This window comes from Pseudaeromonas paramecii (genome assembly GCF_039540575.1).
GTDB classification, from domain to species: domain Bacteria; phylum Pseudomonadota; class Gammaproteobacteria; order Enterobacterales; family Aeromonadaceae; genus Pseudaeromonas; species Pseudaeromonas paramecii.
On record NZ_BAABFC010000022.1, the window covers coordinates 57412 to 80242 of the forward strand.

Annotated in this window: 21 protein-coding genes; 8 read left to right on the plus strand and 13 right to left on the minus strand. The window is 64.9% G+C overall.

All coding sequences use genetic code 11. The features are described from left to right. Nucleotides 1–13: 13 nt before the first annotated feature. From ABD847_RS14560 to ABD847_RS14585, 6 genes are all read right to left on the minus strand, one after another. Complete coding sequence (locus ABD847_RS14560; protein WP_345014319.1) at nt 14–3109, minus strand: efflux RND transporter permease subunit; 3096 nt, start codon at nt 3107–3109, stop codon at nt 14–16. After that, complete coding sequence (locus ABD847_RS14565; RefSeq protein ID WP_345014321.1) at nt 3106–6219, minus strand: multidrug efflux RND transporter permease subunit; 3114 nt, start codon at nt 6217–6219, stop codon at nt 3106–3108. Before ABD847_RS14565 ends, ABD847_RS14560 begins: the two co-directional genes overlap by 4 nt. Then, entirely contained in the window at nt 6216–7421 is a 1206-nt protein-coding gene (locus ABD847_RS14570) for an efflux RND transporter periplasmic adaptor subunit (protein WP_345014323.1), read from the minus strand. Before ABD847_RS14570 ends, ABD847_RS14565 begins: the two co-directional genes overlap by 4 nt. Nucleotides 7422–7631: 210 nt before the next feature. Further along, nucleotides 7632–7838 carry a CCE_0567 family metalloprotein gene (locus tag ABD847_RS14575; protein WP_345014325.1) on the minus strand — a complete coding sequence of 69 codons (207 nt, stop codon included), beginning with the start codon at nt 7836–7838 and terminating at the stop codon, nt 7632–7634. Between the two features lie 145 nt (nt 7839–7983). Beyond that, complete coding sequence (locus ABD847_RS14580; RefSeq protein WP_345014327.1) at nt 7984–8880, minus strand: cation efflux transmembrane domain-containing protein; 897 nt, start codon at nt 8878–8880, stop codon at nt 7984–7986. A 9-nt stretch (nt 8881–8889) separates the two neighbouring features. After that, entirely contained in the window at nt 8890–9087 is a 198-nt protein-coding gene (locus ABD847_RS14585) for a hypothetical protein (protein WP_345014329.1), read from the minus strand. 199 nt (nt 9088–9286) lie between these two features. On the opposite strand from ABD847_RS14585, the gene ABD847_RS14590 reads away from it, so the two are divergent. From ABD847_RS14590 to ABD847_RS14605, 4 genes are all read left to right on the plus strand, one after another. After that, nucleotides 9287–9463 carry a 4Fe-4S binding protein gene (locus ABD847_RS14590; protein WP_345014331.1) on the plus strand — a complete coding sequence of 59 codons (177 nt, stop codon included), beginning with the start codon at nt 9287–9289 and terminating at the stop codon, nt 9461–9463. 202 nt (nt 9464–9665) lie between these two features. Then, a complete protein-coding gene (locus tag ABD847_RS14595) occupies nt 9666–10694 on the plus strand; it encodes an ABC transporter substrate-binding protein (RefSeq protein ID WP_345014333.1) in 1029 nt (342 codons plus the stop codon). A gap of 27 nt (nt 10695–10721) precedes the next feature. Beyond that, nucleotides 10722–11411 (plus strand): GTP-binding protein, encoded by a 690-nt coding sequence (locus ABD847_RS14600; RefSeq protein WP_345014335.1) that lies wholly within the window; start codon nt 10722–10724, stop codon nt 11409–11411. After that, nucleotides 11408–12397, plus strand: coding sequence for an ATP-binding cassette domain-containing protein (locus ABD847_RS14605; protein WP_345014337.1), 990 nt, complete (start codon nt 11408–11410; stop codon nt 12395–12397). The genes ABD847_RS14600 and ABD847_RS14605 overlap by 4 nt, the downstream gene beginning before the upstream one ends. A 66-nt stretch (nt 12398–12463) precedes the next feature. On the opposite strand, the gene ABD847_RS14610 is transcribed toward ABD847_RS14605, so the two are convergent. Continuing rightward, nucleotides 12464–12676: a hypothetical protein gene (locus ABD847_RS14610; protein WP_345014339.1), complete on the minus strand. Its 213-nt coding sequence runs from the start codon at nt 12674–12676 to the stop codon at nt 12464–12466. Nucleotides 12677–12905: 229 nt separating this feature from the next. Here ABD847_RS14610 and ABD847_RS14615 point away from each other — a divergent pair, with 229 nt between their 5' ends. Next, a complete protein-coding gene (locus ABD847_RS14615) occupies nt 12906–14090 on the plus strand; it encodes an ABC transporter substrate-binding protein (protein ID WP_345014342.1) in 1185 nt (394 codons plus the stop codon). Here ABD847_RS14615 and ovoA read toward each other — a convergent pair. From ovoA to ABD847_RS14630, 3 genes are all read right to left on the minus strand, one after another. Further along, on the minus strand, nt 14068–16209 hold the full coding sequence (gene ovoA / locus ABD847_RS14620) for a 5-histidylcysteine sulfoxide synthase (protein ID WP_345014344.1): 2142 nt from the start codon (nt 16207–16209) through the stop codon (nt 14068–14070). The genes ABD847_RS14615 and ovoA overlap by 23 nt on opposite strands. Nucleotides 16210–16339: 130 nt before the next feature. Further along, a complete protein-coding gene (locus ABD847_RS14625) occupies nt 16340–16624 on the minus strand; it encodes a hypothetical protein (protein WP_345014346.1) in 285 nt (94 codons plus the stop codon). A gap of 25 nt (nt 16625–16649) precedes the next feature. Beyond that, nucleotides 16650–17030, minus strand: a complete 381-nt coding sequence (locus ABD847_RS14630) for a diacylglycerol kinase (protein WP_345014348.1) — start codon at nt 17028–17030, stop codon at nt 16650–16652. A gap of 141 nt (nt 17031–17171) precedes the next feature. Here ABD847_RS14630 and ABD847_RS14635 point away from each other — a divergent pair, with 141 nt between their 5' ends. Then, a complete protein-coding gene (locus ABD847_RS14635) occupies nt 17172–18233 on the plus strand; it encodes a 3-deoxy-7-phosphoheptulonate synthase (protein WP_345014350.1) in 1062 nt (353 codons plus the stop codon). On the opposite strand, the gene ABD847_RS14640 is transcribed toward ABD847_RS14635, so the two are convergent. Both ABD847_RS14640 and btuC read right to left on the minus strand, forming a co-directional pair. After that, nucleotides 18230–18979 carry an ATP-binding cassette domain-containing protein gene (locus ABD847_RS14640; protein WP_345014352.1) on the minus strand — a complete coding sequence of 250 codons (750 nt, stop codon included), beginning with the start codon at nt 18977–18979 and terminating at the stop codon, nt 18230–18232. The two genes, ABD847_RS14635 and ABD847_RS14640, sit on opposite strands and share 4 nt — an antisense overlap. Next, complete coding sequence (btuC, locus tag ABD847_RS14645) at nt 18963–20000, minus strand: vitamin B12 ABC transporter permease BtuC (protein WP_345014354.1); 1038 nt, start codon at nt 19998–20000, stop codon at nt 18963–18965. Before btuC ends, ABD847_RS14640 begins: the two co-directional genes overlap by 17 nt. An 84-nt stretch (nt 20001–20084) precedes the next feature. Between btuC and ABD847_RS14650 the strand changes: the two genes are divergently transcribed. Beyond that, a complete protein-coding gene (locus ABD847_RS14650) occupies nt 20085–20444 on the plus strand; it encodes a DMT family protein (RefSeq protein ID WP_345014356.1) in 360 nt (119 codons plus the stop codon). Here the strand turns inward: ABD847_RS14650 and ABD847_RS14655 are convergent. Next, nucleotides 20441–21406 (minus strand): calcium/sodium antiporter, encoded by a 966-nt coding sequence (locus tag ABD847_RS14655; RefSeq protein WP_345014358.1) that lies wholly within the window; start codon nt 21404–21406, stop codon nt 20441–20443. The two genes, ABD847_RS14650 and ABD847_RS14655, sit on opposite strands and share 4 nt — an antisense overlap. Before the next feature lie 262 nt (nt 21407–21668). Here ABD847_RS14655 and ABD847_RS14660 point away from each other — a divergent pair, with 262 nt between their 5' ends. Then, nucleotides 21669–22814 (plus strand): PilT/PilU family type 4a pilus ATPase, encoded by a 1146-nt coding sequence (locus ABD847_RS14660; RefSeq protein ID WP_345014372.1) that lies wholly within the window; start codon nt 21669–21671, stop codon nt 22812–22814. Nucleotides 22815–22831 lie beyond the last annotated feature (17 nt).

Sequence of the window (22831 nt, forward strand, 5' to 3'; positions counted from 1 at the left end):
ACCGTCCTGCCGATTAACGGGTGGCGAAGCGCTGCCAGAAGGCCCGCCCACCTTGACTGAGTCTATCCAGATACAGGTACACCACAGGGGTGGTAAACAGGGTCAGCAACTGGCTCAGGGCCAGGCCGCCAGTGATGGCGATCCCCAGGGGGCTGCGCAAGTCCGCATCGCCACTGGTGCTGATGGCCAGGGGCAAGGCGCCGAAGAAGGCTGCCAGGGTCGTCATCATGATGGGGCGAAAACGCATCAGGCAGGCCTTGAGAATGGCCTCCTCGGGGGAGAGTCCCTGCTGGCGCTCCGCCATCAGGGCGAAGTCGATCATCATGATGGCGTTCTTCTTGACGATGCCGATGAGCAGCAGGATGCCGATCAGCGCAATCACCGTCAGCTGCTGGCCGGTGAGGATCAGCAGCAGCAGGGCCCCCACCCCGGCCGATGGCAGGGTGGAGAGTATGGTCAAGGGGTGAATGAAGCTCTCGTACAGCATCCCCAGCACGATATACACCGCCAGCAGGGCGGCCAAGATCAGCCAGGGCATGGCCTGGGTCAGCTCGGAGAACTGCTTGGCGGTACCGGCGAACTCCCGCTGTAGGCTGTCCGGCAGCCCGATCTGCACCATGGCGGTCTGAATGGCGGCCTGGGCCTGCTGCAGGGAGACGCCATCGGCCAGGTCGAAGGCGATGGTGCTGGCCGCCGACTGCCCCTGGTGGCTCACCGACAAGGGCGAGGTACCACCACTCAGCTGGGCGAAGGCGCTCAACGGCACCGCCTCCCCGTCGTCGTTCACCAGCTGCAGCTGGTTCAGCACCTCCGGCTCCTGGGTGAATTCCGGCGTCAACCCCAGCACCACATGGTACTGGTTCCAGGTCTGGTACAGGGTCACCACCTGCCGCTGACTGAAGGCGTTGGTGAGGAAGGTGTCCAGCTGCTTGACCGAGAGGCCAAGCCGGGAGGCCTTGTCTCTGTCGATGGTCAGCATCACCGACTGACCGCCGTCTTCGGCGTCGGCATCCACGCTGGTCAACTCCGGCAACTTGGCCAGCGCCGCCTTGGCCTGGGGTGTCCAGGTGCGCAGCAGTGCCAGATCATCCGCCATCAGGCTGTACTGATAGGAGGCATTGGCGCTGCGCCCGCCGACCCGCAGATCCTGGGCCGGCATCAGGAACAGTTGCACCCCGGGTTCCAACCCCCGGGCCTTGGCCATCAGGCGATTGGCAATCTCCGAAGCATTGGCCGTGCGGCTGTCCGCGGGTTTGAGGGTGACAAACAGGTTGGCGGAGTTGCGCGAGCCGAAGGCCCCGCTGCCGGTAGAGCCCGCCACCATGGCCACATCCGGATCGGACTCCACCAGCTTGGAGAAGGTCAGCACCTTGGGCCGCATGGACTGGAACGACACGTTCTGATCCGCCCGCAGGGCACCGATGAGCAAGCCGGTATCCTGGTTGGGGAAGAAGCCCTTCTGGATGGCCGAATAGAGAAACACATTGAGCACTATGGTGAGTAGCAAGCTCAGCAGGGTCCAGCGAGGATGACGCAGCACCCAGTGCAGGCCCCGCTCATAGCCAGCCAGCAGATGCTCGAGCCCTGCCTCGATGGCGCGGTACAGGCGGTTAGGCACCCGGGTCAGGTTCTGCCGCCGCAACAGGCGGGCGCAGAGCATGGGGGTCAGGGTCACCGACACCACCATGGAGATCACCAGCGCCACCGTCAGGGTGACGGCAAACTCCCGGAACAGCCGCCCGACGATGCCGCCCATCAGCAGGATGGGAATAAACACCGCCACCAGGGAGAGCGTCATGGAGAGCACGGTGAAGCCCACCTCCTTGGCCCCCTTCAAGGCCGCCCGCAACGGCGAATAGCCCCGCTCTATGTAGCGCATTATGTTCTCCAGCACCACGATGGCGTCGTCCACCACGAAGCCGGTGGCGATGATGAGGGCCATCAGGGAGAGGATGTCCAGGCTGTAACCGAACAGGTACATGAAGGCGAAAGTGCCCACCAGGGAGACCGGCAGCGCCAGGGCCGGGATCAGCATGGCGTTGAAGTTGCGCAAGAAGACGAACACCACCCCGATCACCAGCGCCACGGCGATGAGCAAGGTCTCCTGGGTGTCATTGAGTGAGGAGCGGATGGAGCCGGAGCGGTCGATCACCAGTTGCAGCGAGATGTCCGCCGGGATGGAGGCCCGCAGTTGTGGCAACAGGGCCTTCACCGCCTCCGTGGTCTCCAGCATGTTGGAGCCGGCCTGGCGGGTGATCATCATCATCACCGCCGGCTGCTGGTTGTAGTAGCCCTGGTTGAACTGATCCTCCACCGAATCATAGACGTTGGCCACGTCCCCCAGGTGTACCGCCTGCCCGTCCTGATAGCTGACCACCAGGTTGCGGTAGTCCGCCGCCTTGAGCAGCTGGCCATTGCTGGTGATCATCCAGGAGTGATCCTCCCCCTGCAAGTAGCCCTTGGGCAGCGCCGTGCTGCTGTTGGCCACGGCGGCCCGCACCGTGTCGAGCGCCAGGCCGTAGTGGGTCAGCTGCTGGGGTTTGAGCTCGATGCGTACCGCCGGCAGGGCGCTGCCGCTGACGCTGACGCTGCCCACACCGTTCACCTGGGCGATCTTCTGCTGCAGCTTGCTGTAGGCCAAATCGTACAGCTCGCCGCTGCTGCGCAGATCCGAGGTCAGCACCAGCCCCAGGATGGGGGCATCCGAGGGGTTGGCCTTACGGTAGGTGGGCAACGAGGGCATGCTGGTGGGCAGCAGGCCCTGGGCGGCATTGATGGCCGCCTGCACATCCCGCGCCGCGCCGTCGATGTTGCGGTTCAGATCAAACTGGATGATGAGCCGGGTGGAGCCCTGGGAGCTGCGGGAACTCAGCTCTGTGATGCCGGCGATCTGCCCCAGGGTGCGCTCCAGCGGGCTGGCCACCGTCGCGGCCATGGTCTCCGGACTGGCCCCCGGCAGGCTGGCGCTCACCATGATGGTGGGAAAGTCCACCTGAGGCAGCGAGGCCACCGGCAGCAGGCGATAGCCCACCACCCCCAGCAGCACCAGGGCCAGAGTCAGCAGCAGGGTCGCCACCGGCCGCAGGATAAAGAGGCGTGAGATGTTCATGAGCGGCTGCTACCACCCACGCCTTGCCAGATGCGGCGACTGCGCAGGGCCAGCCGATCAAACCACAGATAGATGACCGGGGTGGAAAAGAGGGTCAGCACCTGGCTGAACACCAGGCCGCCGACGATGACGAGGCCCAGGGGGCGGCGCAGCTCGGCGCCGGAGCCCTGGGCCAGCATCAGGGGCAGCGCCCCTAATAACGCCGCCATTGTGGTCATCAGTATGGGGCGAAACCGCAGCAGGCAGGCCTGATGAATGGCGTCCCGCGGGCTCATCTTGAGCTTGTTCTCCGCCTCCAGGGCGAAGTCGATCATCATGATGGCGTTCTTCTTGACGATGCCGATGAGCAGGATCACGCCGATGAGGGCGATCAGGCTGAACTCGGTGCGCGCCAGCATCAGGGTCAACAGGGCCCCCACCGCCGCCGACGGCAGGGTGGAGAGAATGGTGACCGGGTGGATGAAGCTCTCGTAGAGGATGCCCAGCACCACGTACATGGTCAGCAGGGCCGCCAAAATCAGCCACAGGGTGTTGCCGGTGGCGGCGGTGAAGGCCGCCGCCTCCCCCTGATAGCGCAAGGTGATGGTGGACGGCATGGCCAGCGTCTGGGTCAGTTCCTGGATCCTGGCCTGGGCATCGCTCAATGAGTAGCCGTCGTTGAGGTTGAACGACAGGGTCACCGCCGGCAGCTGGTTGAGCCGCACATGGGCCAGGGAACCGGTGCGCTGATGGATGGTGGCGATGGACGTCAGCTTGACCATGGGGGTGCTGCCATCGCTGCTGGTGCCGGCCAGGTAGATGTCATCCAGGGAGGCCGGGGAGTTCTGGTAGCTGGGTTCCACCTCCAGCACCACCCGGTACTGGTTGGCCTGGGTGAAGATGGTGGAGATGAGCCGCTGGCCGAAGGCGTTATACAGGGCGGTATCCACATCCGATGCCGTGATGCCGTAGCGGGCCGCCGCGGCGCGGTTGAGTTCCACATAGGCCACCTGCCCCTGATCCTGCAGGTTGCTCACCACGTGGTTGAACTCGGCCGAGGCGTTCATGGCGTCCACCAGCTTGGGGCTGAAGCTCACCAGGTGCTCGCTGTCGATGTCATCCAGGGTCAGCTGGTACTGGCTGGGGGTCACCTGGGCGTTGACCGACAGATCCTGGCTCGCCTGCAGGTAGAGATGGATGCCCGGCACCTGGGCACAGGCCTGCTGCAGCTCGGCGATGATCTCGTCGGCCCGCTGGCTGCGCGCCTCGATGGGCTTCAAGGCGATCTGCAGCCGACCGTTGTTCAGGCTGGCGTTGCTGCCGTCAACGCCTATGGTGGAGGCCACCTGATCCACGTTGGGATTGGCTTGGATGAGCTTGACCAGCTGCTGCTGCCGCTGGGCCATCTGGGCGAAGGAGACGTTCTGCGAGGCCACCGAGATCCCCTGGATCATGCCGGTGTCCTCACTGGGGAAGAAGCCCTTGGGGCTCAGCACATACAGCAGCCCAGTCACCCCCACCAGGCCGCAGGAGATGAGCAGGGTCAGCCGCTGGTGGTTGAGCACCCAGCCCAGGGCCTTGTCATAGGCCGCCACCAGGCGATCGAACAGCTCCCCGCCCTTGCGGTAGAAGCGGCTCTGCCGCTCCTCGGGGATGTGGCGCAGCAGATAGGCGCACAGCATGGGCGTCAGGCTCAAGGAGACCAGCATGGAGACGAAGATGGAGACCGCCAGCGTGATGGCGAACTCGCGAAACAGCCGGCCCACCAGGTCCCCCATGAACAGCAATGGGATGAGCACGGCGATGAGGGAGAAGGTCAGGGAGATGATGGTGAAACCTATCTGCCGCGAGCCCTTCAGGGCCGCATTGAAGGGGGTCTCCCCCTCCTCCATGTGACGGTTGATGTTCTCCACCATGACGATGGCGTCGTCGATGACAAAGCCGGTGGCGATGGTCAGAGCCATCAGGGTCAGGTTGTTGAGGCTAAACCCCGCCAGGTACATGACGCCGAAGGTGCCCAAGAGCGACAAGGGCACTGCCACGCTGGGGATGAAGGTGGCGGGCAGGTTACGCAGAAACAAAAACGTCACCATGATGACCAGGGCGATGGCCAGGCACAGCTCGAACTGCACGTCGGCGATGGCAGCGCGGATGGTCTGGGTGCGATCCGCCAGCACCGCCAGGCTCACCCCCTCGGGCAGGGACTGCTGCAGCGCCGGCAGCTGGGCCTTGATGCTATCCACCACCTCGATGACGTTGGCGCCGGGCTGACGCTGCACATGGATGACGATGGCCGGGCTGTGATTAGCCCAGGCGGACTGGAAGCTGTTCTCCGGCGCTTCTTCGATGCTGGCTACCTGCTTCAGGCGCAGGGCCGCGCCATTCTGGTAGGCCAGGATCAGCTCGCCGTACTCACTGGCGTTGCGCAGCTGATCGTTGGCATCGATGGTGAAGGAGTGGAACTGGCCATCAAGGCCTCCCTTGGAGCCATTGACGTTGCTGTTGTTCACCAGGGTGTAGATGTCCTGCAGGGTCAGGCCATGGGCCGCCAGCGCCTGGGGATTGGCGCGGATGCGGATGGCGGGCTGGTGCCCACCGGCCAGGGTGACCATGCCCACGCCGTTGATCTGGGCGAGCTTCAAGGCGATGCGGGTGTTCACCAGATCCTGCACCCGGGTCAGGGGCAGGCTATCGGAGGTGGCCGCCAGTATGATGACGGCGCTGTCTGCCGGATTGACCTTCTTGTAGGTGGGCGGATTGGGCAGATCGTCGGGCAACAGGCTGTTGGCGGCGTTGATGGCGGCCTGCACCTCCTGCTCCGCCACGTCCAAGGAGAGCGCGAGACTGAAGGTTAGCGTGATGACGGAGGCCCCGCCTGAGCTGGTGGAGACCATCTGGCTCAAGCCCGACATCTGGCCTAATTGCCGTTCCAACGGCGCCGTGACCGAGGCGGCCATGATGTCGGGGCTGGCCCCCGGGTAGAGGGTGGTCACCTGTATGGTGGGATAGTCCACCTGGGGCAGCGCCGAGGTGCCCAGCAGCCGATAGGCGAACACCCCTGAGAGCAGCACGGCCAGCATCAGCAGCAGGGTCGCCACCGGCCGCCGGATAAACAGCTCGGAGGGATTCATCGGCTCGACTCGCTTCCGCTGGCGGCCTGGGCCAGCTGCACCTGCACGCCGTCCTTCAAGCTATCGATGCCGGCGGTCACCAGCCGCTCACCGCCCCTGAGGCCGTCGAGCACCGCCTGCTGCTCGCTGCCATACAGGGGGCCGACCGTGATGGTCTGGCGGCGGACCTTGTCATCCTCACCGATCACATAGACATAGTGGCCGTTGCTGGCCAGCTGGATGGCGGCGCGGCTCACCACCGGCACCTGGGGATAGTCACGGATCTGCAGCCGGACATTGACGAACTGGTTGGGATACAGGGCCTCGTCCTGATTGGCGAATAGGGCCTTCAGGGCCAGGGTGCCCGTGCTGGCGTCGATGCTGTTGCTCATGAAGTTGAGCTCGCCCTGGGCCAGCTGGGTCTGGTTGTCCTGATCCAGGGCGATGACGGTGAGCCGCTTGCCCGCCTGCAGCGCCTGACGCAGGCTCGGCACATAGGACTGGGGTACGCTGAAGGTCACGGCGATGGGGGTCACCTGGGTGATGGTGACCAGCCCAGTGGTGTCGGAGGCGTGCACCATGTTGCCCGGATCCACTAGTCTCAGCCCCACCCTCCCGCCGATGGGCGCCGTGATGCGGCTGTATTCCAGATCGAGCTTGGCGGCGGCGATCTGCGCCTTGTCGGAGGCCACCGCCCCCTGATACTGGGCCACGGTGGCGATCTGGCTCTCCAGATCCTGCTTGGCCAGGGAGTCCTGGGCATACAGGGTGCGGTAGCGGGCCAGGGTCAGCTGGGCGTTTTTCAACTGGGCCGCATCCTGGGCCAGGGCCCCCTGATACTGGGCCAGGGTGGCTTCGAAGCCGCGCGAGTCCAGGGTTGCCAACAGCTGGCCGGGCTTGACCATCTGTCCCTCGGTGAAGTGCACCGCCAGCAGCTGACCGTCCACCCGGCTGGTGACGGTGACCGCGGCGTTGGGCACGACCGTGCCCAGGGCGCTGACATATTCGGCCACATCGGCCAGGGTGACGGTATCCGCCTGCACCGGCACCACGCCGCCACCGAAGCCCCCGCCCCGCCGCATGGCGCTGCGCATGCCGCCCCCTTGCGCCCCCGGTGCGGTGGCCCCTTCCTCGGGCCAGTAGTGGACAATCAGCCCCCCCGCGGTGAGGAGCAAAACAAGCAGCAGGGTGAACGAAAGAATGCGCTTAGCCGTCATGGTCATGAGTCTGTCTGGCAAAAATGGAGGTCAAATAGGATGTTACCGTCTGTCCACGAGGAACGGGAGCAAGCGGTTGCCGTGGCTTATCCTAGCATCCAGACAGGGGCAGACCTATGTCATGGGCGTGTTAATCCTTGGCAATCTGTGACAATCCCTGGCGAGAAAATGAGCCGGCTTGCGTAGAACAGCCCCCCGGCTCGTCAGGCGGCGGGATCAGCCCTGGCTGGCGCGCCAGCGGGCCTGCAGCTCGGCCCACTGGGCACAGGCGTCGTAGCAGCGCTGGGCACAGGCCAGCAGATCGCCATAGGCCTCCGGCAGGCCGTCCTCCACCAGATCGTGCAACTCGCCGGCCTTCTCGGCGGCGATGCGCTTGGCCCGCTTCACCTCTTTGTTCAGTTGTTCCAGCTCCTCTGGCGCCATGGTGTCCTCCTGATTGATTGAATCGTTCAGGCAGGGAATATCAAGGGCCATGCCAGGATTAGTCGCCTTATCTTTCAATCAGATAGAAAAAAAGGCGGGCCGCTTGTCACACAAGCGCCCGCCCCTTGAGGCATAACCGACAGGACTAGCTGCTGCCCAGCACCAGCTCGACGCTAAGCTGTGGCGCACAGTCGGCGGCGGCGGCATGGACCCGTTGACACAAGGCCTGGGCCTGGGCCGGACTGAGATCCGTGAGCCCAGCCGCCCCCCGCAGATGCAGCTGGATGCGCACCCGCCGCCCCTGCTTGATGCACCGGGACTCCAGCCACAGTCGCTCGTCCGCCGTCAGGGCCGCCCCAATCTTGCCTTGCAGTTGCTGCTGCCAGTGCCGGTCGGTGGGCAGGCACAGGAGCTCACAACCACCGCGGTAGGTCACCTGCAGCGCCGAGGGCAGGGTCACCGCCACCATCAGCAGGCTCAGCAGGGGATCCACGTAGCGGGACCAGGGCTGCAGCACCGTGCCCTGCATCAGCCAGGAGAGGCCGAACGCCAGCATGACGCCGATGCTCAGCAGGGCATCGAAGCGATAGTAGTGCTGCTCGGTGGCCAAAATGGGCGAGCCCAGCTGCCTGGCCTTGCGTCCCAGCCAGAGGGCGATGCCGCCACAGACGATGACACCGGTTAGACCGTAGCCGATGAGCGGGCCGTCCTGGGTCTCATAGCCGCCATTGAGCAGACTCAGCACCGATTTGCCCAGGGTCAGCAGGCAGATCAGGGTCAGCACCAGGCCCTTCAGGGTCACCAGCAGGGGTTCACAGGCGGCCCACCCATTGGGCAACCGGGCGCTGGCGGGTTCACGCAGTCTGTCCACCAGCACGGACTCGGTGGCGATCATCAAGGCACACAAGAGGGAAAACAGCGCGTCGAGCCATACCGCCTGGGAGTCTGCCTGCAAGGCAATCAGGATCCCCAGCAGGGCGAAGCTGCCGTCAACCAGCACGAGACAGCGCAACAAGCCTGCCTCTCGAGAGAGTGAAAACATGCTGCCCCCTTAACCGCGACGGTTAATGGGACCTTGGACATGCAAAGAGGGAGGGAGCCAGCCGACCGGGACGGGAATGATGAAATGGGCATCGAAGGCAGCCGACACACGGGCAGCCGGGAAGAAGAAGGGGGGTGTTAGGGGTGCCAGTAACAGACGCAGGTACTTCTCGTACAGCGTCAGGTAAAGCAAACGGACCGTTTGCATGGTGCCTCCTCAGGCAGGGTCAGATTGATAAAGTGAACGGGTGGGCCGCATGGCTCACGGCGAAAAGTCTAACAAGTGACCAGGAGCGCAACAAGGGGCAAACCGACTGACGGACAGTTGGCCCTGCTTTTGCAGCAGCCTTGGCAACAGGAGTTGCAATGGCACTGACCCTACTCGTTTGACCAAAGGAGTCCCCAGCATGTTTGTGATCACCCAGGAGTGCGATGGCTGCGGCCAGTGCCTCGATGTCTGCCCGGTGGAGGGCGCCATCGTCCCCGGCGAGGCCCCCGGCCTGCCCCATCTCATCACGTCACTGTGCGCCGAGTGCGGCGCCTGCCAGAACGACTGTCCGGCCCGGGCCATCGTCGAGCAGTAGCCATACCCAGCGTCTGCCCGATAGGCGCCCCCGGTGGCATTGGGTACATTTGTGTGCCCTTCCCGACACAGCCCAACCAAGTCAGCCAGCGGTTGTGTTTAAAAACAAGCAGTAAATCAGTCAGATAAAATGGGCAGTCCCGGCGGACAGGCTGGCGTCGATATTGCTTTCATGGCAGCAGACCCCTGTTAGCGAGGCCGCCATGAGCCCAACCATTCACGCCATCCGCAAGACCGCCCTGGGTACCGATGTCTGGCAACCCGGTGCGCTTAACCTGCATGTCTCCGTGCCCTGCCCCCTCAAGGTGCGCCTCAAGCAGGCCCTGGAACCCTGGATTGCCGACTTCAACCGCCGCCACCCCAAGCCTATCTATTGCCCCTCCATCCTGGACGGCATTCCCCACGGCCTGGAGGAGCTGATGCAGCAGACCACGGATCCCGCCGAGCTGCCGGATGTCTGGGTCAGCATAGGCCTGCACACCGCCTTCGCCCACCCCTTCAAACAGCACTTCATCGACTCGGGCGTCTATCGTGGGGTGACCAAGCCGGAGTGGCTGCCGCTGCTGCCACCAGCGTTGGCGGCCATGGCCACCAAGCATAACCTGGGGCTGCTGGCCTTCGGCTTCTGGCAGCTGGTGTGCGATCTCAGCCTGTTGCCCGAGGGGCCCTATCCGGCCCGTTGGGCTGACCTGGCCAGCCCCGCCTACCACAAGCAGCTGGCGATTCACGGCTGTGACGGCCACGTGGGCGGCCTGACCCTGCTGCAGATGATCAAAGACACCCAGGGGGCCGATGCGGTGACCGCCCTGGCCAAGAATGTCAGCGCGGTGCGCCACTTCTCCCAGCTCATCAAGGGACTGGACAGCGCCGACCCTAACCGGGTGCCCTTCAACCTGATGCCCGGCGCCGCGGCCAACCAGATCCCCAGCCAGAAGCGGGTGGCGGAGGTGCAGCTGGCGGACGGCCCCTTGATGTCGCCACTGTTTCTGTTCGTCAAGGCCGAGGGGCAGCAGAGCCCGGCGGTGGCCGAGCTGCTGGACTTCTTCTGGGGCGAGACCTTCCGCGCCGTGCTGCAAGCCGGCGACTATCACATGCCCGATACCATGGACTGGTCCCAGCCCTACAGCTTCCCGGACTGGGATCAGCTGGCCAGCGCCGACTATCAGACCCAGTCCGAGGCCCTGAACCAGGCCTTCATGGACGCCCTGGATCCCGGCACCATGACGGTCTAAGGCCATGAACCACCACAAGGAGCACCCATGCAACTGGTGACCGTTTCCGGCCCGCCCTCGTCGGGCAAGACCGCCCTGCTCAGCCACCTGATCCCGGTGCTGCAGAGCGCCGAGCGCCCCCTGGGGGTGGTGAAGTTCGACTGCCTGAGTACCGATGACGACCAGCGCTACCGCGCCATGGGGGTGCCGGTGCAGGTGGGTCTGTCGGGCAACCTCTGCCCGGACCATTACTTCGTCAGCAACATAGAGGCCTGCCTGCGCTGGGGCCAGCAGCAGGGGCTGCATTGGCTGCTCTCCGAGAGCGCCGGCCTGTGCAATCGCTGCTCACCCCACATCAAGGGGGTGCTGGCGGTGTGTGTCATCGACAACCTGATGGGCCTCAACACCCCCAAGAAGGTGGGCCCCATGTTGAAGCTCGCCGACATAGTGGTGATCACCAAGGGGGACATAGTCTCCCAGGCGGAGCGGGAGGTGTTCGCCTTCAAGGTGCGTCAGGCCAATCCCAAGGCCCGCATCCTGCACGTCAACGGCATCACCGGCCAGGGGGCCTTCGAGCTGGCCAGCCTGATCCAGGGGGCGCCGGACATAGCAGCCCTGGACGGCGGCCGCCTGCGCTTCTCCATGCCGGCGGCCCTGTGCTCCTACTGCCTGGGCGAGACCCGCATCGGCGAGGACTTTCAGACCGGCAACCTCAAGAAGATCAAGGTATCGGCATGAGTACAGACACACTGTGGCACCAGGACCCCGCCCCCCTGCTGGCCGGTGCGCCGGCCCTGGCGGAGTTTGTCCGTCGCCATCAGCTCACAGGCGAAGGCAGCCTCGCCCAACGGCTGGCGGCCTTGAGCGAGGATCAGCTGGCGGATATTGGCTGCGACCGCGCCGGCTTGCGCCAGCAGCTCGATGCCCTGCTGGCCCAGGCCCAGCAGGCCAGCCCGGCCACCGGCTTTGTCATCGACTCCCTGACCCTCATCGGCGGCCAGGACAAGCAGGGCCGGGCCGAAGATCTGCAGCTGACCCTGGTGCCCGGCTCCATCACCAGCATCGTCGGCCCCACGGGCTCGGGCAAGAGCCGGCTGCTGGCGGACATCGAATGGATGGCCCAGGGGGACACCCCCACCCGGCGGCGCATCCTGATCAACGGCGCCGTACCGCCGTCCGAGCTGCGCTTTAGCCTGGAGCACAAGTTGGTGGCCCAGCTCTCCCAGAACATGAACTTCGTGATGGACGCCAGCGCCGGGGACTTCATCGCCATGCATGCCGAGAGCCGCGGCCTGGATCCCAGCCAAGTGACCAGCCAGATCATAGAGCAGGCCAACCAGCTGGCCGGCGAGCCCTTCGCCGTCAGCACGCCGGTGACCGCCCTTTCCGGCGGTCAGTCCCGCGCCCTGATGATCGCCGACACGGCGTTTTTGAGCGCCTCCCCCGTGGTGCTAATCGACGAGGTGGAGAACGCCGGTATCGACCGCAAGCAGGCGCTGCAGCTGCTGGTGCGGCAGGAGAAGATCGTGCTGATGGCCACCCACGATCCCCTGCTGGCGCTGATGGGCCAGCAGCGCCTCATCATACGTCACGGCGGCATACAGCAGATCCGTCAGACCTCGGCGGCAGAGCGGGCCAACCTGCAGACCCTGGAGCAGATGGACGCCTGCCTGCAGGGGCTGCGCCATCGCCTGCGCCAGGGCGACAGTCTGGATCGCCTCTGAGGGCTGAGCCGGCAAAAACAACAGGCGGCCAGGGCCGCCTTGGACGATGCGACGGGGGGCTTGGCATCAGGTGAGATAGTAGCGCCAGGCCCGCACCGGCTCCGAATAGCCCACCCGAATGCAGAAGGGCGCCAGCTCATGATTGGCCTCCTCCAGGCTGGGCATCGGCAACTGCTCCTGCTCGCACCAACGCAGGAACTCGGCGCTGTTGAAGCTGTAGTGGTCACCGTGCAAGACGCCATGGGCCTGGATCAGGCGGATGGATGTTTGACTGTCCATGGTTACCTCCAAAAAGGCAGGGGCTGCACCTCAAGTATAGAAGTCGTACCCAGGCCTCAGAGTGGGAGCCAGCCGGCTGCCGCCTGGCCGGGCTTTGGGTTATGATCGGTCCCCCAAGCCCAAGGCATCGCAATAAGGCTGCGCTCCCCCGATGAGGCAACACTCGACATTTCGTCCCGCCAACCGACTCGCCCGCCGGTTAGGATGCGGGCTTGCCCTGCTGATACCTGTGCTGACACTGCAGGCCAGACCGCTAGAGCTGGCCCTCATCTATGCAAATCCCCAGCACAGACAAAATGTCACCACCATCATCCAGCAGTACGAGGCCCAGACTGGCCAGACGATCAATCTGATGGTGCTGCCGGACAAGCTGTTCAAGCAGCGTCTGCCCCACTGGCTGCAGGGCGAGCGCACCCCGGATCTCCTCCTGTGGCAAGGCGGCGAACGCCTGCTGAGCTATGCCCGGCAAGGGCTCCTGCTCCCCTTGGACGATCTGTGGCGAAGCGAAGACTGGTACGGCGCCTTTGGCTCTGCCATGGCCACCTCGGTGAGCCTGAACGGCCATCCCTATGCCCTGCCCTTCAGCCATTACCCTTGGGGACTGTTTTATTCCCGCCCCCGGCTGGCCGAGGCGGATCTGCCGCAGCCAGACAACTGGCAGCAACTGCTGGCCAGCTGCCCTGTGCTGCGGCAGCGGGGCATCATCCCCATCATGCTGGGTACCAAGGAGAGCTGGCCGGCTCTGGCCTGGTTTGACTATCTGGACTTGCGGATCAATGGCCTGGCGTTTCATCAGCAGCTGACCCGTGGCGAGATCCCCTACACGGATCCCAGGGTCACCGCCGTGTTTGAGCATTGGCAGGCGTTGGTGGCGGCGGACTGTTTCAACGACAACCAGAACGAGCTGGACTGGAAGAACACCCTGCCCTATCTCTACCATGGCAAGGCGGCCATGGTGCTGATGGCCAGCTTTATCGTGCCCCGCAGCCGGTTCGCCGACATAGGGCTGTTGCCCTTCCCCACCATCAAGGCTGACATGCCGCGCTACGAGGATGCGCCCCTGGATCTGTTCGCCATCCCGGCACGTGCCACCGCGCAGCAGGAGCAGGCCAAGCAGTTGTTACGCTTTCTGGGACAAGCCAAGGTGCAGCAACAGTTGTTAGAGGGACTCAGCATCTTCAGTCCCCTCAAGGGGGCCAGCAGCCACGTCTTCCCCGAGGCACAAGCCATACTGCGAGGGGCCGCCGGTTATGCCCAGTTCTTTGACCGTGACGTGCCGCCGGCCTTTGACCAGGCCGCCAGCCCGCTGCTGGCCGCCTTTCCCCGGCATCCGGACATTCCCCTCATCCAGCAGCAACTGGAACAGCTGCGCCAGCGGCTCTACCCGGCCGTCAGCGCCGCCGCCACACAGTGACCTGGGACAGGGTGTGCTGGTACTTGCGGGCCGTCTCGCGGATGACAAACGGCAGATCCCGGGGCGGTGCCAGCTCGTCACAGCTGGCGGCCAGCAGCCGCTGCAGCGCCTGATAGGTACCCAGGGCCTCGCCGTTCTCCCGCACCCCGCCCAACCACTGGGCCTTGGGGGTGTACTCCTGGCTCCAGCTGTAGGGCGAGGCCAGGATCAGCACGCCGCCAGGATTCATGCGCTGCACTATCTCCAGCAGGAAGCGCTTGGGCTCCCGCAGGCGATCCAGCAGGTTGGCCGCCAGCACCAGATCGTAGCCCTGGTAGCCGGGCTTGAGGTTGCAGGCATCCCCCTGGGTAAAGTGCACCCGCTGGATCTGCGCCTGAGTGATCCCCAGTGACGAGAGCCGCGCCTCGGCATAGTCGGGGAGATCCCCCTCCTGCACCAGGGCGTAGCGGAATCGGTCGTGGGCTGCCAGAGTGAGGGCCACATCGATGAAGCGGGCCGAATAGTCCACCCCGTCCACCTGGGCAAAATGGCGCGCCAGCTCGAAGCTGGCCCGGCCCACGGCGCAGCCCATGTCCAGCGCCTTGCCGCCCTTGGGCTGATAGTGTGCTGCCAGGGCCGCCAGGGCGGCGCTGAAGTTGGGTACCCCGAAGGGGTTGTCACCGTAGTGGCAGTGCAGGTATTGCGCCACCCCGGCATCCGTCTCATAGGGGTTTATCTGGCTCCGCTCCTGGTGATGGGAGGCCAGATAGCGAAACCCGGCATGCTGGAAGAAGTGGCGGCGAAAGGCATAGCGGCTGTGGCGGATGGCCAGGTTGCCAGAAGAAACCCAGCTGCCCCCCTTGATCAGGTTATGCCGGCCATCGAAGGTGGGGGTGGAGAAGTCGTCGTACAACGGATGCACCCGGAAGCCGTCGTAGCCGTCGATGGGGGTGCTGGTCCACTGCCAGACGTTGCCCGCCAGATCATAAAAGTCCCCCTGAGCCATGCGATCCACCGGGCAGGAGGAGGCCCAATGGGCCAGGTTGAGGTTGGCCTGTGCGGCCGGCCAGTGACCGGCGCCGTCCTCGAGCTGGGCGCTCAGCAGCGCCCACTCCGCCTCGCTGGGCAGCTGGATGGGCAACCCGGTCTGGGCCGCCTTCCAGCGGCAGAAGGCCTCGGCTTCGAGCTGGTTGACCTCCACCGGCCAGTCCCAGGGCATGCTCACTTCCTCACACATCAAACGCAGCTTGAGATCCGCCTCCTGCGCCGGCGAGCCGACCCAGAAGGTGGGCATCTGCGCCTGGGCATACTCCCGCCAGCGCCAACCCTCCTGGCTCCACCAGGTTGGCTCCTGATAACCGCCAGCGGCGACAAACGCGAAGAACTCGGCGTTGCTCACCAGCAGGCGACTGGCGGCAAAAGGCGCCAGGGCCTGCTCCCTGTGCCCGTATTCGTTGTCCCAGCCGTAGGTGGCGTCCTTGGCCGGCTTGCCCAGACTCACCGTGCCCCCTGGCACCTGAATGAGGCTATTGTCCGGCACGGCGCCGCGCTCGTGCCGGGCCTGGGGGCAGACGGGCCAAGCGGCGCTGGGCCGCACCCAGGCCAGGGGGAGCTGGCGGATCAAGACGGAGGAGGTCTCCAGGTGGATGCGCTCGTGCTCTATGCCCATCAGGATGGCCCAGGCCGGGCTCTCCCAGTCGATGGGCAGGGTCAGGGGCATCTGCTCGATAAAGGCCAGCACCCTGGCCTTCACCCCTTGCCGATAGGCCTGCAATGCTGCCACCTCGGGCCAGGCATAGTGGCTCTCGTCCAGATCGTCCCAGCTCATCTCATCCACGCCGATGGCCACCATGGCCTCGATCTGGGGATCCAGCCGCGCCTCAATGAAGCGCCCGGCCAGCAGCTTGTTGATGAAGAAGGCCGCCGTGTGGCCGTAATAGAAGATCAGCGGGTGGCGCAGGGGGATGGCCTTCTGGTACCAGGCCTCGGGACAGGCCAGGCAGGTAAACAGCGATTCATAGCGGTCGAAGGTCTCCAGGAAGTAATCCCGGATCTGCTGGCGTTTGGCGCTGACATCCTGGCCGGTCAGGGACAGGGTGGCGGTCAGAGGGGTGGTTTGGGCGGCTGAAACGAGACTCACGACAGGACTCCTTGGTTGAGAGACACCCGGAAGCGTCTGCCCTCAAGCTAACAGCATGTTAACAAAGGGGCAACCTGGAAGCCGCTGCGTTGCGTTGCCGATAGAAGCAAGGGGCTTGCGCCCCTTGTCATCAGCTCAGATCCCGCCAGGGATGGTGCTCCACCGCCAGGTGCAGCTGGTTGCAGCCTCCGGGCCGCACCACCAGCACCGCCAGGCTGCCGCCGGCGCTGCCGGCCTCCAGCTCGCTGCCGGTGCGCACCAACAGCTGACCCGGGTGGTTGGGATGGGCCTGCAGCACCAACTCCAACTCCTTGCCGGGCTCCAGTTCAATCACCAGACCGTGAACAGACAGGGGCTGACGTTGTCCCTCACCGTCGACGGCATAAACCCGATAATCTTGCGCCATCTGGTTCATAGGTCATCTCCTTCAGGGTATAGCGTTACCAAAGATGTAGCAGGTTGCGCCCGGCCATGCCGACCCAGAGCACCAGATTGAGGGCCAGGGCAAGAAACACAGCCGCGGATCCCAGATCCTTGGCACGACCGGAGAGTTCATGATGCTCCGCGCCGATGCGATCCACCACCGCCTCGATCGCAGAATTGAGCACCTCGACGATCACCACCAGCCAGCCCACCATGATGAGCAGCAACTGCTGGGTCAGCCCCTGCCCCACCACGAAGGCCAAGGGGGTCAGCACCAGCATCAGGATCAACTCCTGCCGAAACGCCGCCTCATGCCGCCAGGCCGAACGCAGCCCCTGAATACTGTAAAAGGTCGCCTTGATGATACGTACAAGGCCGGTATTGCCGGGCTTAGCCAAGAGAAGATCCTCCAGAGGGGAAAAAGAGCCCAGATCCTAGCAAAGGCAGCCGGGATGCCAAACATTTCCTTGGGGGGCAATTTGCATTAAGGTGTTGGCCCATCGCGGCACACGCCGCCCCCCTTACGGATAGAGGTTGTCATGTCCATTTTCACCGACGAATTACGCACCCAGCGCCTGTGTGCCCTGATCACCCCCAAGGAGCTGGCCGAAGTCACCCCGCTGACGCCGGACTTGGCCCAGGAGATCCTCACCGCCCGTGAGGAAATAGAAGCCATCCTGGCCGGTCGGGATCAGCGGTTGCTGGTGATCGTCGGCCCCTGCTCGCTGCACGATCCTCAGGCCGCCGTGGATTATGCCCGCCGCCTCGCCGCGCTGCGGATCCAATACCGGGACGACCTGTGCATCGTCATGCGGGCCTACTTCGAGAAGCCCAGAACCATAGTTGGCTGGAAGGGGCTCATCAACGACCCCCATCTGGATGGCAGCTTTAACGTCAACGAAGGCCTGCAGCTGGCCCGCAAGCTGCTCATCGAGATCAACCACCTGGGGCTGCCCACCGCCACCGAATTCCTTGACATGGTGACCGGCCAGTACATCGCCGATCTCATCAGCTGGGGTGCCATCGGTGCCCGCACCACCGAATCCCAGGTGCACCGCGAGATGGCCTCCGCCCTCTCCTGCCCGGTGGGCTTCAAGAACGGCACCGACGGCAACACCCGCATCGCCATCGATGCGGTGCGGGCCGCCCGCCACAGCCACATCTTCACCTCGCCGGACAAGGAGGGTCGCATGACCATCTATCGCACATCCGGCAACCCCTATGGCCATGTGATCTTGCGTGGCGGCCGACGCCCCAACTACGACAGCGTCAGCATAGACGAAGCCTGTCAGGCCCTGGCCAAGGCCGAGCTGCCCCAGCGCCTGGTGGTGGACTTCAGCCACGGCAACAGCCAGAAGGACCACCGCCGTCAGCTGGACGTGACCAAGGACATCTGTGATCAGTTGAAGCGCGGTCGTACCGGCATCGCCGGTGTGATGATCGAGAGCTTTATTGAAGAGGGTCGCCAGGATGTGGTGGCCGGTTGTCCGCTCACCTACGGCCAGAGCATCACGGATGCCTGCCTGGGCTGGGAGCAGACCCAGACCGCCCTGGCCATGCTGCAACAGGCCGCCCACGCCCGCCGGGAACAGTTGGCCTAACGGCTGACAAACAGGGGGCGGCCCTGATGCAGGAGCCGCTCCGTCTTCACGCCATACAGGGCCTGGATCAGGCCCTCGTCCACCGACTCCACCCCACCTCGGCCCAGCAGACGGCCGTTTTTCAGGCACAGGATCTGCTGGGCGTGGCGCACCGCCAGGTTCACATCGTGCAGGGACAGCCAGACAGCCAGGCCCCCGGCGGCCAGCTCCTCCAGCAAGGTCAGCAGTTGCAGCTGATGATGCCAATCCAGCCCGGTGAGGGGTTCGTCCAGCAGCAGCCAGCGGGCCGCCGGATTGGTGGCAGGCCAGATCTGCAGCAGGGTTTTCACCAGCAGCACCCGCTGCTGCTCGCCGCCGGAGAGCTGGCCGAAGCTGCGGGCTAACAGGCCCGTCACCTCCAGGCGCTCGCTGAGCTCCCCGGCGGCGCGGATCAGCGCCGGACTCATGCCCCCCAGGGGGGCCGCCCCCAGGGCGATCACCTGATGACAGGCCAGGGCCAGGGGCGCCTCACCCCGCTGGGGCAGCAGGGTGCGCTGGCACGCCGCCGCTGCCATGGACCAGCGGCGCAGATCCTGGCCGGCGAAGCGCGCCTCGCCGCTGAAGGGCAGAAGGTTGGCCAACCCCAGCAGCAGGCTGGACTTGCCGCTACCATTGGGACCCAGCAGGGCCGTGATGCCCTCCGCGGGCAGCGTCAGGCTCATGGGCTGCAACCGACCGGGGATGGCGAACTCAGACAGGCTCAGCATGACGACGCACCAGCAGGTAGATGAACAGCGGCGCCCCCAGGGTGGCGGTCACCACCCCCACCGGCAGCTCGCCGCTGGGCAGCAGGCTGCGGCTGAGCAGATCCGCCAGCAGCAGCAGGCTGCCGCCGCCCAACGCCGCCGCCGGCAGCAAGAAGGCCGGCTCGCCGCGCCCCAGCAGGCGCAGCAGGTGGGGCACCACCAGGCCGATGAAGCCGATGAGGCCCGCCAGGGCCACCGTCATGCCGGACAAGAGCGCCACCGCCAGGATGAAACGCCGGCGCACCGGCGCCAGCTCCAGGCCCAACAACTGGGCCTGCAACTCCCCCAGCTGCAGCAGGGCCAGCTGACGATGCTGGCTCAGGAGCCAGCCCAGGCACAGCAGATAAGGCAGCCACCAGTAGCCGGGCTGAGCCTGACCATAGGCCAGGGAGCCCATCATCCAGAACATGATGGCCCGAAGGGATTGATCGTCGGAAAAATAGAGCAGCCAGGTGGTCAGGGCGCCGGAGAGGATCCCCACCGCCACCCCCAGCAGCAGCAGGCGGGCACCGATGAGGCCGGCCCGGCGGCTGAGCCACAGCAGGCCCGCCGTCACCAGCAGGGCGCCGAGAAACGCCGCCAGGGAGGTGCCCCAGGGCGGCAAGGGCACCCCCCACTGCAAGGCGACGAAGATGGAGGTCACCGCCAGCAGGCTGGCCCCGCCCGAGATGCCGACCAGGCCCGGCTCGGCCACCGGGTTATGAAACAGGATCTGCAGCACCACGCCGCAGACCGCCAGCCCCGCCCCCACCTGCAGGGCCAGCAGGGCCCGGGGCAGACGCAACGACCAGATCACCTGGGATTGCAAGGGGCTGAGCCCCTGCCACCAATCGGCCAGGCTGATGGGCAGGCTGCCCAGGCAGAGGTTCAGCAGCAGGGCCGCCAGCACCGCCAGGGTAAGCAGGCCCAACAGCCAGCGTTGGCGACGTTGCTGGGCCTGCATCAGGGGGGCCAGGCTGGCCGGGCGAGGAGCTGGCGTCATGGGCGAAATTTTCCCGCCCGGGTCTCTGCCCCGCGTCGGTAATTTCTGCTATAACGGCGCCGCCCCGTCCTTGTTGGAGTCATCATGTCCCCGGTGTTTATCAGTGCCTCGCTGCTGGTGTGCAGCAATGTGTTCATGACCTTTGCTTGGTATGCCCATCTCAAGGAGATGAGCCACAAGCCCTGGGTGCTGGCCGCCCTGCTCTCCTGGGGCATCGCCCTGTTCGAGTACCTGTTGCAGGTGCCGGCCAATCGCATCGGCCACCAGAGCCTGAGCGTCGGCCAGCTTAAAATCCTGCAGGAGGTCATAGCGCTGACCGTCTTCGTGCCCTTCTCGGTGTTCTACCTCAAGGAGCAGATCAAGCTCGATTACCTCTGGGCCGGCCTGTGCATCCTGGGGGCCGTCTTCTTCGTGTTCCGCGAGAAGCTGATGGCCGGCAGTTAAGCCAGCTGCTGGATGACCAGCAGGGCCGTGTAGGCGATAAAGCTCAGCATCAGCAGTCCCCCCGCCATCCGACCCAGCTTGCGACGGGGCAAGAGCCCCAGCACGATGAGCAGCACAGTCACCGCCAGCATGATGGCCCAATCCCGGCTCAGCACCTCGGCCGGCACCGCAATGGGGTTGATGACCCCGGCGATGCCCACCACCGCCAGGGTGTTGAACAGGTTGGAGCCCAGCACGTTGCCCAGGGCCATGTCATGCTCGCCCTTGCGCAGGGCCATGATGGACGACGCCAGCTCCGGCAAGGAGGTGCCCACCGCCACTATGGTCAGGCCTATGATGAGATCGCTCACCCCCAGGCTGCTGGCGATGGCGACGGCGCCCCACACCAGCAGGCGGGAGCTGGCGATGAGCAGCAGCAGGCCCAGCACCAGCCAGAACAGGGCCTTACCCAGGGAAGTCTGCTGGGCGTCGGCACCCAACTCCGCCTCCACCTCATCCCCCAGCACATCCCGCTCCTTGAGCCCGGCACGGATGCTCCAGGCCATGATGAGGCCGAACACCCCCAGCAGCAGACAGGACTCGGAACGGCTCACTACCCCATCCAGCAGCGGCCAGCCCGCCAGCAGGGTGATGGCCAGCAGGATGGGAAACTCCCGCCGCACCACGTTGGAGGCGATGGTCAGGGTGCCGAGCAAGGCCGTCAGCCCCAGGATCAGGCCTATGTTGGCGATGTTGGAGCCGAAGGCATTGCCCAGGGCCAGTCCCGGATTGCCCTGCCAAGCGGCCAGGGCCGACACCGTCAGCTCGGGGGCCGAGGTGCCAAAGCCGATGATCACCATGCCGATGAGCAGCGGCGGCATGCCGGCATAGCGGGCGGTCAGGGCCGCCCCGTCCACAAACTTGTCGGCGCTCCAGACAAGCAAAATCAAACCAGCCAGCATGGCAGCGGCGGCAAGCAACATAGGTCGTATCCTCTTTTACGATGGCATCAGGCCCGTGATCACAATTGCCGCGCAGTATACCCAGAACGGTCCGCCGGATCCCACTCTTTGGCCCAAGGGCTAGGATTATGCTCAGGGAGCGAGCAAAGCCCGACGCAGCGCCAATATTTGCCCCGCAACGTGGGACTCACACTTGAGCTGGGATCCCGTTGCATGGACAATCCTACCGCCCGGTTTGCCACGGGCCATAGAGGCTAACCACATGAATGATGAGAGCAATGCCATGGATCTGCCCCAGATGTTGAAAATCCTGGCCACCCAGGACGGTTCCGATCTCTATCTCTCCACCGGCGCGCCTCCTTGCGCCAAGTTCCAGGGGGTGCTCAAGACCCTGACGGATCAGCCCATGGCCCCGGGGGAAGTGGCCGCCATCGCCGATGCCATCATGGACAGCGAGCAGCGCATCGCCTTCGAAAAAGAGCTGGAGATGAACCTGGCCCTCTCCCTGCCCCAGGTGGGCCGTTTTCGGGTCAACATCTTCAAGCAGCGCAACGAGGTCTCTCTCGTGGCGCGGAACATCAAGCTGGACATTCCCCGCTTCGAGGATCTCAAGCTGCCCCCCATACTGCTGGACGTGGTGATGGAGAAGCGCGGCCTGGTGCTGTTTGTCGGCGGTACCGGCTCGGGCAAGTCCACCTCGCTGGCGGCCCTCATCGATCACCGCAACCGCAACACCAGCGGCCACATCATCACCATCGAGGATCCGGTGGAATATGTGCACCGCCACAAGAAGAGCATCATCAACCAGCGTGAGGTGGGGGTGGATACCCGCAGCTTCCACGCCGCCCTGAAGAACACCCTGCGGCAGGCGCCGGACGTCATCCTGATCGGCGAAATCCGCGACCGGGAGACCATGGAGCACGCCCTGGCCTTCTCCGAAACCGGTCACCTGGCCATATCCACCCTGCACGCCAACAACGCCAACCAGGCGCTGGACCGCATCATCAACTTCTTCCCCGAAGAGCGCCGGCCCCAGCTGCTCAACGACCTGGGCAACAACCTGCGGGCCTTCGTCTCGCAACGGCTGGTGAAGACCCTGGACGGCAAGCGCCGCGCCGCCATCGAGATCATGCTGGGCACCCACACCATCCGCGACCTCATCAAGCGCGGCGAGTTTGGCCCCTTGAAGGAGATCATGGAGAAGTCCACCGCCCTGGGGATGCAGACCTTCGACAGCTCCCTGTTCAAGCTGGTGGTGGAAGAAGAGGTGATCAGCGAAGAGGAGGCCCTGAAGAACGCCGACTCCCCCAACAACCTCAAGCTCAAGATCAAGCTGCACCGGGAAGAGGGCCAGTTGAAGAACACCGGCGACTCCGCCAGTTGGAGTCTGGATCCCATCGCCAGCGATGAAGAGGACCCGTTCGCCTGAGGCTTGCCTTTGCCCCA

Bases quoted from the DNA above. Each gene is read 5' to 3' on its own strand.
- ABD847_RS14565 (WP_345014321.1), bottom strand. From the start codon at position 6,219: ATGAATCCCTCCGAGCTGTTTATCCGGCGGCCGGTGGCGACCCTGCTG.
- ABD847_RS14610 (WP_345014339.1), bottom strand. From the start codon at position 12,676: ATGGACAGTCAAACATCCATCCGCCTGATCCAGGCCCATGGCGTCTTG.
- ABD847_RS14560 (WP_345014319.1), bottom strand. From the start codon at position 3,109: ATGAACATCTCACGCCTCTTTATCCTGCGGCCGGTGGCGACCCTGCTG.
- ABD847_RS14580 (WP_345014327.1), bottom strand. From the start codon at position 8,880: ATGTTTTCACTCTCTCGAGAGGCAGGCTTGTTGCGCTGTCTCGTGCTG.
- ABD847_RS14570 (WP_345014323.1), bottom strand. From the start codon at position 7,421: ATGACCATGACGGCTAAGCGCATTCTTTCGTTCACCCTGCTGCTTGTT.
- ABD847_RS14625 (WP_345014346.1), bottom strand. From the start codon at position 16,624: ATGAACCAGATGGCGCAAGATTATCGGGTTTATGCCGTCGACGGTGAG.
- btuC (WP_345014354.1), bottom strand. From the start codon at position 20,000: ATGACGCCAGCTCCTCGCCCGGCCAGCCTGGCCCCCCTGATGCAGGCC.
- ABD847_RS14660 (WP_345014372.1), top strand. From the start codon at position 21,669: ATGGATCTGCCCCAGATGTTGAAAATCCTGGCCACCCAGGACGGTTCC.
- ABD847_RS14655 (WP_345014358.1), bottom strand. From the start codon at position 21,406: ATGTTGCTTGCCGCCGCTGCCATGCTGGCTGGTTTGATTTTGCTTGTC.
- ABD847_RS14595 (WP_345014333.1), top strand. From the start codon at position 9,666: ATGAGCCCAACCATTCACGCCATCCGCAAGACCGCCCTGGGTACCGAT.
- ABD847_RS14585 (WP_345014329.1), bottom strand. From the start codon at position 9,087: ATGCAAACGGTCCGTTTGCTTTACCTGACGCTGTACGAGAAGTACCTG.
- ABD847_RS14650 (WP_345014356.1), top strand. From the start codon at position 20,085: ATGTCCCCGGTGTTTATCAGTGCCTCGCTGCTGGTGTGCAGCAATGTG.
- ABD847_RS14605 (WP_345014337.1), top strand. From the start codon at position 11,408: ATGAGTACAGACACACTGTGGCACCAGGACCCCGCCCCCCTGCTGGCC.
- ABD847_RS14635 (WP_345014350.1), top strand. From the start codon at position 17,172: ATGTCCATTTTCACCGACGAATTACGCACCCAGCGCCTGTGTGCCCTG.
- ABD847_RS14575 (WP_345014325.1), bottom strand. From the start codon at position 7,838: ATGGCGCCAGAGGAGCTGGAACAACTGAACAAAGAGGTGAAGCGGGCC.
- ABD847_RS14640 (WP_345014352.1), bottom strand. From the start codon at position 18,979: ATGCTGAGCCTGTCTGAGTTCGCCATCCCCGGTCGGTTGCAGCCCATG.
- ABD847_RS14600 (WP_345014335.1), top strand. From the start codon at position 10,722: ATGCAACTGGTGACCGTTTCCGGCCCGCCCTCGTCGGGCAAGACCGCC.
- ABD847_RS14590 (WP_345014331.1), top strand. From the start codon at position 9,287: ATGTTTGTGATCACCCAGGAGTGCGATGGCTGCGGCCAGTGCCTCGAT.